We start from the raw sequence: 9,229 nt of genomic DNA, 5'->3' as shown, positions 1-9,229 counted from the left end.
AGCTTGCTCCCGCCGGGTCGCGAAGCGGCCCCCAAAAAGGGACTGCTGCGCAGTCCGACGGGAGCAAGCTCCCTCGCCACAGGTTCGGTGTCACGCTTAACTGCCTGGCATTATCCTGGGTGGCCAGTTTGCGATTGGATCGAGCTTACAAATCCCCAACGTTCAACCCGTTTCCCCTCATCGCCCAACCCGCTAGCATCTCCCCTATCTTCAACCACCCTCTCCCCTGCGCGGCCATCGACGAACACGCGCCATCACTCTCCGAGGGAACCCAATCGGCCGCACATCAAGTGCCGCCCGTGAACGATCTCAACAGAGCAATCCAAACATGACTCAAAACATCTACGACGACCCGGGGTTTTTCCAGGGCTACAGCCAGATGGCGCGCTCCGTCAGCGGTCTCGACGCAGCGCCCGAATGGCCGGCGCTCAAAGCAATGCTGCCGCCCATGAAAGGCCTGAAGGCCGTAGACCTCGGCTGCGGTTACGGCTGGTTCTGCCGCTGGGCCAGTGAACACGGCGCCGACAGCGTGCTCGGTCTGGACGTCTCGGAAAAAATGCTGGAGCAGGCGCGCAAAACCACGTCAGCAGACAACATCCAATATGCCCGCGCTGATCTGGAACAACTCGACCTGCCCGCAGCCAGTTTCGACCTCGCCTACAGCTCCCTGGCGCTGCACTACATCAAGGATCTTCCGGGTCTGTTTGCCAAAATCCATGAGGCCCTGAAACCCGGTTCACGTTTCGTATTTTCCATCGAACACCCAATCTTCATGGCACCGCGCAATCCGGGCTGGCTGATTGATAGCGAAGGGAACAAGCGCTGGCCACTGGACAGTTATCAACGGGAAGGCGAGCGGGTGACCAACTGGTTGGCCGAAGGCGTGATCAAACAGCACCGCACGATAGGCACCTTGCTGAATACGCTGATTGGCGCAGGTTTCAGCATCCGACAGGTCAACGAATGGGGCCCGAGTGATGCCGAGGTGGCGGCGCAACCGGCCCTGGCCGAAGAGCGGGAGCGGCCGATGATGATGCTGGTCAGCGTTCAGCGCTGAGGGCCACGCCGGGTCATCGTAATTTTTGCATATGAATTTCCGATACCCGGTAAAGACAACGTATCGCTGCGTCGAACCTGTCCACAGATACCTTATTGTGCCGGCTCACCTTTCACCTAGAGATCAACATGGACAATTCAGAGTTGGGGATCATGATCATTTCGATGATCGGGTTGTTCGGCTTTGCTTCGTTTATTTTTGAATACCTGAGTGCCAGGCAAAGGGACCGATAACGTTCGGCGTTATCCGTCCCTTTTTGCCCTAGCGCGTCGCGACGATAAACAACCGCGGGAACGGCAGCAGCACCGAACCATCGCTCAGCGCCGGATAAGCCTGCTCGATGGCGGCTTGATACTGCTTGAGGTATTGCGCCTTCTCCGCGTCATTCAGCGGTTCGAGAAACGGCCGCAAGCCGCTGCCCTTGAACCACTCGACCACACCCGAGGCGCCGCCCGCGAGCGGGTGATGGTACGTGGTGCGCCACACATCGACTCGCGCACAATGCGGTCGCAGCATCGAGTAGTACTCGCTGGCACTCGCCATGTCCGTGCGTTGCCCGGCGGCGTCCACCAACTTGCTGGCCCACGGTCCATCGGCAGCGACTTCGCGCATCAGGCGATGGGACGGCTCGTTGAGGTTGTCGGGCATTTGGATGGCCAGACTACCGCCCTCGGTCAGTCGGGCGGCCAGAGAAGGCAGTAACGTCGCGTGGTCGGGCACCCACTGCAACACCGCGTTGGCGAAAATCACATCGAACGGCCCCGGCTCGTTCCAGGTATCAATGTCAGCCGTGTCGAATTGCAGCTGGGGCAAGCGCTTGCGGGCGGCGTCGATCATATCGGTCGAACTGTCCAGGCCACGCACTGTGGCATTGGCGAAGCGCTCCACCAGCAATTCGGTCGAATTGCCGGGACCGCAACCGATGTCGATGGCCGATCGCGCGTCCACGGGCGGGACCGCCGCCAGCAAATCGCGGGCCGGGCGGGTGCGTTCATCTTCAAAAGCGACGTATTGTCTGGCGGACCAACTCATTGCGTTCTCCTGTCGATACGTTGTTGTGGCCAGCGGCGCACAACCGGTTCGCTACGATACCTCGACTGGCGCGCCCTGCCCTATCCGACCTATGGCGAAACGTGCCCCACTGATGTTGTAACAGGTAAAATCGGTCTATTATCTGAACTTGCCTCACTTGAAGTCGACGCAGCCAAAAGGTGATGAGAGAGCGACACTAGAACCCGTCTGTCCCGAGCTGCAAGAAAGTTGATAACAATCCCGGTCTTGGCAAGCCGTCGGCAATGTGAAATTGACGAACTATTGGATCCGCGCAAAAAACCGGCCTAGAGGGCCGGCTTCTTTTACCAGTCAGCAAACAGTGCTAGTCGTAATACCCAACAGTCTTCTTCAAGTGATCTGAGTATTCGTAGATATCGTCTATCGAGTTTATGGCGTGCCGGGTCTCATTCTTTTCTTCGTCAAAAATACCGATGTATTTTTGCGAGCGATTGAAGTGCAAGCGGCAGATCGGTTTGCGGTTGTTGTCATCGAGCAGAATGCCGAAGTAACTCTGCGTGTCTCGCTGAACAATCCTCTTTGCATCGACAACAGACCGAACCACCGCTCGAACAATGTGATAGCCCTCCAGCTCTTCCAGTGTCGTCAGCACCTTGTCCTCTAACTCGTCCCGCACATCCGGCTGCTCAGCACCGCCGGAAGAAACTGGTAACGAGGCCAAGGCCGGTTGAATGGCTCCACTCATCGCCGACTTGAGCCTGTCGTTGATTTGGTCGTTGAGAAACTGCACTACCGCCTTTCTCGTTAACTCCTGGAACTGCTCACGGACCTTCTGTGTAATCACCCCATCGTATACACGCGAAGCGAACACTTTCACGAAGTCGTCATCAGGTTTGCTGACCTGCGAAGCGATGACCTTCTTGATCTGGCTGACGTACTTCAATTCACCGGCGGCGCTGATGATCGAATCGACATCGAAGGCAGACTTCGTGAGCTTGACCAATTCAGGGACGGAATACTCGTCGATGTCCAACAGGTCGAGTTCAAGAAACGGCTTCTCATCCATTTTGTTGGGCGCGTCCAAGTCGGTGAAAAACCTGTAGACCTGACCGTTGGTAAGGATGGAGATTCGAGCACTGGTGACATGGAAGTAACGAAACAATTGGGAGGCGTGATTGATGTGCAATGGCTCGCCTATTTTTTTGCACTCTATAAGAATCTGTACCTCTCCGCCTTTCATGATTGCGTAATCAATTTTTTCTCCCTTTTTTGTTCCGATGTCGCAAACAAATTCAGGAGTCACTTCAGTCGGATCGAAAACATCGTAGCCCAGCACCGTGCTGATAAAGGGCATGACAAACGCGTTCTTGGTTGCTTCTTCTGTCTTGATTGCAGCGCCTTGCAAACGAACTTTGGCGGCTAGACTTGTGAGCTTTTCGAAGAATTCCATGAGTGACCTCTTAGCTGGTGTCGATCCGTGGTTTGCATGCTGGCAAATTGACTGCCCTAGATACTAGACACAAACCGGCACAAAGAAAGATTCAGGCCAATAAAGGGAAAAGAAGAGCCGTAGCAAAAAACCGGTTTTTCATTGAACAGAGGTCCATTAAGTAGAATTTTCAACCCGCCGTCGCTGTCTGAAAAATCAGGCGCATCCCTATAAGGAACACGGCAATGAAATTCGCAAAAATCTCGCAGAAACTCGCCCTGTGGGCCGGCAGTCCGAAGACGTTTATGGGGGCGTTGATACTGATTGGTCTGTGGGGGTTGAGCGGGCCGATATTTGATTACAACGACACCTGGCAACTGATCATCAACACCTCAACCACGATCATCACGTTCCTGATGGTGTTTCTGATCCAGAACACGCAGAACCGCGACACCGACATCCTGCACTTGAAAATCGATGAGTTGCTGCGGGTGAACAAAGAGGCGCAGAACGCGATGCTGGGGCTGGAATTGCTGGACCTCAAGCAACTGGAGGCGCTACGCAGACACTATCGCGCCATGGGCGAAAAAGACGTGCATGACCTGGCGGGGCTGGCCACTACGAGCAAGCGCAAACAGGACTTGAATGAGTGCTGAGCACGAACAAAACGGCGCGTGATATGAATCACGCGCCGTTTGCGTTCAACACCGTTAATCGCCTGGTCTAGCGACTGGCTTGCAACGCTCTGGCCATTTCCAGGTGGCTCTGCAGTTTGGGCAAGGTTTCCTCAGCGAAGGCTTTGATTTGCGGCACGTCGGTGGTCTGAGCGACTTGTTGAAGCTGCTCGATGGCTTCCTGGGTCGTCTTCACCTGACTGGCGGTATAAGCCTGATCAAAGGATGCGCCGTCCTTCACTTCCGGCATCAAGGCTTTGGCCTTGTCGACCACTTCTTCGCGAGGGGCAACCGGCAAATCCAGCTGTTTGGCGATTTTCGCCAAGTGCTGGTTGGCGGTCGTGCGGTCATTGATGACCACGATGGTGTAGTCCTTGACCTCTTTGGATTCGGATTTCTGGTGCGCCAGGCGACTGGCTTCGATGTCGGCCATGCCTTTGGCCGACGCATCGTTGATGAACTCGGCGGGCGACTGGGCGAAGGCACTGTTGGCAAACAGGCCCAGCAACGTGACAAGACTGGCAGTGCGTAATCGGGTGGCCATCCGGCTCATGGTCGCGCCCTCCTTCTATAAAAATTCAAGCGGGAGCTTTCGCCCCCGCCTCTCAATCAAAACTACCTTGCGACTACTTCGACTTCTGACCACCTTTGCGGCCCATATCGGGTTTCGCAGGGTCTTTATCGACGGTCGTAGTGGTAGTTTTCCCACCTTTGCGACCGGCTTCTGACGCCTTCGTTCGATCGTTAGCGAAGTTTCCCGAGTTCGAGTTTCTTGAGTTAGGCATGATTCTCTACCTCTTGGTGATGATCGCGGCGAGCAGGAGCCCGCATAAAATCTGAATTTCGATCACCGCAAAGGTTTAGAAAAAATGAAATCGCCGCGACGAACGGTGGCCGATTTTTCAGGCCCCGAGGCGCTGATGATGTTGGCGCTTGGCCGCATACATGGCCTCATCGGCATGCCGGAACAGTTGCTGTTCTTCGGTGCCATGCTCGGGGTAATGCGCGACGCCGATACTCGGCCGGATGTTCACGCTTTGCCCGTCCAGGCGCAGGGGTTGCGCCAGCACCTGACGGATTTTCCCCGCAACGTTGTCAGCGTCTTCCGCCGCGTGGATGCTGTGCAACAACACCACAAACTCATCCCCACCGATACGCGCCACCGTGTCGGTCTCACGCACGCAGCCCTTGAGTCGATTGGCGACCGCCTGCAACAGCATGTCGCCGACTGCGTGGCCATGGGTGTCGTTGACCTCCTTGAAGCGGTCGAGGTCGACGTACAGCAATGCCATCCGCCCGGAATCCGTGCGAGCCTGCGCCAGCGAATTTTGAAGCCGGTCGCGCAGCAACGCCCGGTTGGGCAGTTGAGTCAGTTGGTCGTATTGGGCCATGCGTTGTAACCGGGCATGTAACTGCTTGCGCTCAATCGCGGTGGCGACCTGGGCGCAGACGTATTGCAACAGCTCCTTGTCCTGCTCGGTGTAGCGCTCGCCACCCGGTACGCTTTTGACGATTAGCGCGCCAATGATGCCGTTTTGCGAGTTCAACGGGACACCCAGCCAGCAAGGCGAGTCCTGTCCGGAGACCGATGCCTCAAAGCCTTCTGGCAGAGTGTCCTGGTCCAGGGTCAGCAAAATCGGCTGGCCGCTGCGAATCACTTCGGCACAGAGACGCCCGGTCATGGTTCCGGGCTGCTCGGGCTGCAGTTCATGGTCGTCGACGTGATACGGAAAGTTCAGCTGCGCACAGTGCTCGTCATACAGCGCCACGGAGAAATTCAGTGCCGGCAGCCATTCGCCGATGATCAAGTGGATGCGTTTGAACAACGCCAGCAAATCTTCCGCGGCGTGGGCCGCCTCGGAGATCGCGTATAACGCCGCTTGCCGGGATTCGGCCTGCTTGCGCTCGGTGATGTCCCGGGCCACAGCGATGCGCAACTGATCGACTTCAGACCAGCGCGCCGACCACAGAATATGCACCACCGCGCCATCCTTGCGCAGGTAGCGGTTTTCGAAGTTGAGTTTGGGATCACCGCCCATGATCTCGCGCGCCGCGTCAAGGGTGCGCTGGCGATCGGCGGGGTGCACCATGTCGATCATCGGCTGGCCGATCAGCTCGTCCGGGGTGTAGCCGAAAATACGCTCGCAGGCCGCGCTGACAAATACGAAGCGACCTTGTTTATCCACCGCACAGACGGCGTCCAGCAAGAGATCGATGTAGCTCGCCAACGGCGCGGAATTTCTGGTTGCCATGGTGCGATAAGCGTTTCCGGACAATGCAGCAATAAAAAGCCCCTCCATGACCCATCTGGCATTGACGCATCCGTGCGCTCAACCTCAAGCCTTGTTCGTCACCAGCCCCGGCAGTGCATGAGCGAGGGCGTTGATGGCGAAACCGATAAACATCACCCCACATAACCGTGTGATCGCCAGTTCATGGCGCTGATACAAGGTGCGAACTTGCCGTGCACCAACAATGCCAATGAGGATAGCGTAGGCCATGAGACCGCCGACGAAGCTCAGGACAATCAACCAAGGCAACATTGACCAGTGCAGCAACTCCGCCCGGCTGGACAGCAGCGCAGTGAACGTCGCCACCGCCACGGGGTAGGCCTTGGGATTGGTGAGGCCAAACAGAATGCCGTGCCAAAAGGGCTGGCGAGCCGGGCCTTGAGGGGCATCGGCGCTGCTGCGCTTCGCCCGTATGGCGCGCAAACCGAGCCAAAACAGGTACAGCCCGCTGAGTACGCCCAGCACATCAAACGCCGTGCTGCCGATTTCACGGGCACCGACAATCGCGATCAGCGCCGTACTGCACCAGACCACGTCCCCCAACAAATGCCCACAGAGAAACCCCGCCCCGGCCCGCCGTCCACGCGCGGCGCCAATCCCGAACACCGCCAATACGCCCGGCCCCGGTGTGATGCCATAAATGAAACCCGAGGCGAGAACGGCCATTAGCAGCGATGGGGTCATTGAAAGTCCCTTTTACTATTTGGTGAATGGGCGCAAGTCTATATCAGGTCCCGGGTATATCGACTGACTGATCGTCGAAGAACTTCATTCCCGCATACGGGCGCTCTCGACAGGCTGCCAGCCGAGACGCCAGATCGCCAACGTGGGCTTCGAGCTTGTGGCCGTCCGGGTCGAGGATATAGAAGGACGCGCCTTCGCTGCGGTTGTCGCGCCATTCTTGTACGCTGGCGGATCGCAGGCGTTCGACGAACACGGGGAAATCGATTGCGCTGATGGTAAAGGCGTAATGGGTGTAATCGGCGGCGGGCCCCGAGTTGCGCAGCGGATCAACGGACAGGCACAGCCACAAACCCGGCAGTGACAGATAGGCGCCGGTGTCCCAAGTGGCTTCGAGGCGCAGTTGCAGCAGGTCTTGATAGAACGCCACGCTGCGGTTCAGGTCGGTGACGGCGAGGGTCAAGTGGTTGAGGCCGGTGAGCAATTTGTTTACCTCAACGGTTATTTGATGGGCCGGTAGTCAGGTCGCTATGCACTATCCCCTCCCCAATCCGCCCATTCAACCAGTTCAACGCCTGATCCCCGCCCCGCCGTGTGTGCCAGACCAACACAAACGTAAACGACGGAATATGAAACGGCGGCGCAACTACGACCAGCGAGCGCTCATCAATCTCGCGCAGCCCACGTGAAGCCACGGTAAGAATCAGGTCCGTGCCACTGATGAATTCCGGGGCGACGCTCCAGTGCGGCAGGCTGATCGCGACGCGACGGCGTTCACGTAACGCCGTCAGCGCCCGCTCGATTTCAGGCGTGCCGCTGCCGCGCATTTCCAGCAGGACGTGTGGCCGTGCGAGGTAGGTAGGCAGGTCGAGTACGCCATTGGCAGGCAGGCTGTTGCGGTCGACCAGGCAGGCGTAGTGCTCTTCGAAGAGTGGCGTGCTGCGCAGCTCGTTTGGCAGTTCAGGGAAGACACCTGCTGCCAGGTCGATGTCGCCATTAAGTACTGCGTCGAGCATGCCTTCGCGGCTGGCGTGGCTGATTTGCAGGTCGATGCCCGGCCCTTCCCGGCGCAACGTGCGAATCAGCCCTGGCAGGACGATGGCGGCGCCATAGTCGGACATTGCCAGACGAAACGTGCGCTTGGCCGTGGCCGGGTCGAAAGCGTTCGGGGCCAGCAGGGATTGCACCTGAGCGAGTGCTTCGGCCAAGGGTGCGATCAATTCCATGGCTCGCGGCGTGGGTACGAGCGTGGCACCCGCGCGCACCAGCAAAGGGTCTCCCAGCAAGTCGCGTAACCGCGCCAGGGCATGACTGACCGCCGGCTGACTCAGGTGTAAGCGCTGCGCCGCGCGCGTGACGTGCTGCTCGCTGAGCAAGGCGTCGAGGATCACCAGCAAGTTGAGGTCGATACGCCGCAGATCATTCATCTGGTGCATGTTCTGGATAGCAATTCGGAATTTAAATCTGCGCGACGAATACTCTAGAGTCCAGCAAAACCTGTTGGAGAATGATCATGAGTACATTGCATTGGGCCGGGCTGTTGCTGCTGGCCGTGGTTGCCGGGGCGGTGGTGCCGTTTCAGAGCGCGATCAACGCCAACCTCACGCGTGGGTTGGGCCATCCGTTGTGGGCAACGCTTGCGTCGTTGCTGGTGAGTATCGTCGTGTTGTTGCCGATCATGTTGGCAATGCGCTTGCCGTTGCCGTCACTGGCGTTCATCAGCAAGGCGCCGTTGTGGATGTGGGCGGGGGGTGCGTTTGGGGTGTGTTTTATTTCGTTGGCGCTGATGCTGCTGCCCAAGCTGGGGGCGTCGGGGTTTATTGCGTTGGCGCTGGCGGGACAGGTGGTGGCTTCGCTGGTGCTGGATCACTTTGGGTTGTTTGGGTTGGTGGAACGACAGATGACGTTGCCGCGGGTGTTGGGGGCAGTCTTGTTGATCGCCGGGGTCGCGATGATTCAGTTCAGTGCGGCGCCAGGGAAGGGGTTGGTGGCGGCGGGTTGAGCGGGACTGTCAGGCCGCCATCGCGAGCAGGCTCGCTCCCACAGTTGATTGGCGGCGTGGCACAGATCAATGTGGGAGCGAGCC

General features: G+C 58.0%; 11 protein-coding genes. 3 read left to right on the top strand and 8 right to left on the bottom strand.

The window, feature by feature from the left end; genetic code table 11:
• Positions 1-328: 328 nt before the first annotated feature.
• Positions 329-1,057 (top strand): class I SAM-dependent methyltransferase, encoded by a 729-nt coding sequence (locus QMX98_RS28420; RefSeq protein ID WP_282411729.1) that lies wholly within the window; start codon positions 329-331, stop codon positions 1,055-1,057.
• A gap of 261 nt (positions 1,058-1,318) precedes the next feature.
• On the opposite strand, the gene tam is transcribed toward QMX98_RS28420, so the two are convergent.
• Both tam and QMX98_RS28410 read right to left on the bottom strand, forming a co-directional pair.
• Entirely contained in the window at positions 1,319-2,089 is a 771-nt protein-coding gene (gene tam, locus QMX98_RS28415) for a trans-aconitate 2-methyltransferase (RefSeq protein ID WP_154503444.1), read from the bottom strand.
• A gap of 343 nt (positions 2,090-2,432) precedes the next feature.
• Complete coding sequence (locus QMX98_RS28410) at positions 2,433-3,518, bottom strand: type I restriction endonuclease (protein WP_282411728.1); 1,086 nt, start codon at positions 3,516-3,518, stop codon at positions 2,433-2,435.
• A 224-nt stretch (positions 3,519-3,742) separates the two neighbouring features.
• On the opposite strand from QMX98_RS28410, the gene QMX98_RS28405 reads away from it, so the two are divergent.
• Complete coding sequence (locus QMX98_RS28405) at positions 3,743-4,153, top strand: low affinity iron permease family protein (protein ID WP_010462444.1); 411 nt, start codon at positions 3,743-3,745, stop codon at positions 4,151-4,153.
• 67 nt (positions 4,154-4,220) lie between these two features.
• Here the strand turns inward: QMX98_RS28405 and QMX98_RS28400 are convergent, their stop codons facing one another.
• The 6 genes from QMX98_RS28400 to QMX98_RS28375 all read right to left on the bottom strand — a co-directional run bounded on the left by QMX98_RS28400 (position 4,221) and on the right by QMX98_RS28375 (position 8,579).
• On the bottom strand, positions 4,221-4,724 hold the full coding sequence (locus QMX98_RS28400; RefSeq protein WP_102595563.1) for a DUF4142 domain-containing protein: 504 nt from the start codon (positions 4,722-4,724) through the stop codon (positions 4,221-4,223).
• Between the two features lie 73 nt (positions 4,725-4,797).
• Positions 4,798-4,956 (bottom strand): KGG domain-containing protein, encoded by a 159-nt coding sequence (locus tag QMX98_RS28395; RefSeq protein ID WP_010462447.1) that lies wholly within the window; start codon positions 4,954-4,956, stop codon positions 4,798-4,800.
• Between the two features lie 117 nt (positions 4,957-5,073).
• Positions 5,074-6,423, bottom strand: coding sequence for a GGDEF domain-containing protein (locus QMX98_RS28390; protein ID WP_083374843.1), 1,350 nt, complete (start codon positions 6,421-6,423; stop codon positions 5,074-5,076).
• Positions 6,424-6,507: 84 nt separating this feature from the next.
• Positions 6,508-7,146, bottom strand: coding sequence for a LysE family translocator (locus QMX98_RS28385; protein ID WP_010462451.1), 639 nt, complete (start codon positions 7,144-7,146; stop codon positions 6,508-6,510).
• Between the two features lie 43 nt (positions 7,147-7,189).
• Entirely contained in the window at positions 7,190-7,627 is a 438-nt protein-coding gene (gene fos, locus QMX98_RS28380) for a fosfomycin resistance glutathione transferase (protein ID WP_282411727.1), read from the bottom strand.
• 10 nt (positions 7,628-7,637) lie between these two features.
• Entirely contained in the window at positions 7,638-8,579 is a 942-nt protein-coding gene (locus tag QMX98_RS28375; RefSeq protein WP_282411726.1) for a LysR substrate-binding domain-containing protein, read from the bottom strand.
• A 77-nt stretch (positions 8,580-8,656) separates the two neighbouring features.
• Between QMX98_RS28375 and QMX98_RS28370 the strand changes: the two genes are divergently transcribed.
• Complete coding sequence (locus tag QMX98_RS28370) at positions 8,657-9,145, top strand: DMT family transporter (protein ID WP_282411725.1); 489 nt, start codon at positions 8,657-8,659, stop codon at positions 9,143-9,145.
• Positions 9,146-9,229 lie beyond the last annotated feature (84 nt).

It is taken from the genome of Pseudomonas sp. PS02303 (genome assembly GCF_029959925.1).
GTDB lineage: Bacteria > Pseudomonadota > Gammaproteobacteria > Pseudomonadales > Pseudomonadaceae > Aquipseudomonas > Aquipseudomonas mandelii.
This window is presented reverse-complemented; position numbering and strand designations above follow the sequence as displayed.

Bases quoted from the DNA above. Each gene is read 5' to 3' on its own strand.
- QMX98_RS28420 (WP_282411729.1), top strand. From the start codon at position 329: ATGACTCAAAACATCTACGACGACCCGGGGTTTTTCCAGGGCTACAGC.
- tam (WP_154503444.1), bottom strand. From the start codon at position 2,089: ATGAGTTGGTCCGCCAGACAATACGTCGCTTTTGAAGATGAACGCACC.
- QMX98_RS28410 (WP_282411728.1), bottom strand. From the start codon at position 3,518: ATGGAATTCTTCGAAAAGCTCACAAGTCTAGCCGCCAAAGTTCGTTTG.
- QMX98_RS28405 (WP_010462444.1), top strand. From the start codon at position 3,743: ATGAAATTCGCAAAAATCTCGCAGAAACTCGCCCTGTGGGCCGGCAGT.
- QMX98_RS28400 (WP_102595563.1), bottom strand. From the start codon at position 4,724: ATGAGCCGGATGGCCACCCGATTACGCACTGCCAGTCTTGTCACGTTG.
- QMX98_RS28395 (WP_010462447.1), bottom strand. From the start codon at position 4,956: ATGCCTAACTCAAGAAACTCGAACTCGGGAAACTTCGCTAACGATCGA.
- QMX98_RS28390 (WP_083374843.1), bottom strand. From the start codon at position 6,423: ATGGCAACCAGAAATTCCGCGCCGTTGGCGAGCTACATCGATCTCTTG.
- QMX98_RS28385 (WP_010462451.1), bottom strand. From the start codon at position 7,146: ATGACCCCATCGCTGCTAATGGCCGTTCTCGCCTCGGGTTTCATTTAT.
- QMX98_RS28375 (WP_282411726.1), bottom strand. From the start codon at position 8,579: ATGCACCAGATGAATGATCTGCGGCGTATCGACCTCAACTTGCTGGTG.
- QMX98_RS28370 (WP_282411725.1), top strand. From the start codon at position 8,657: ATGAGTACATTGCATTGGGCCGGGCTGTTGCTGCTGGCCGTGGTTGCC.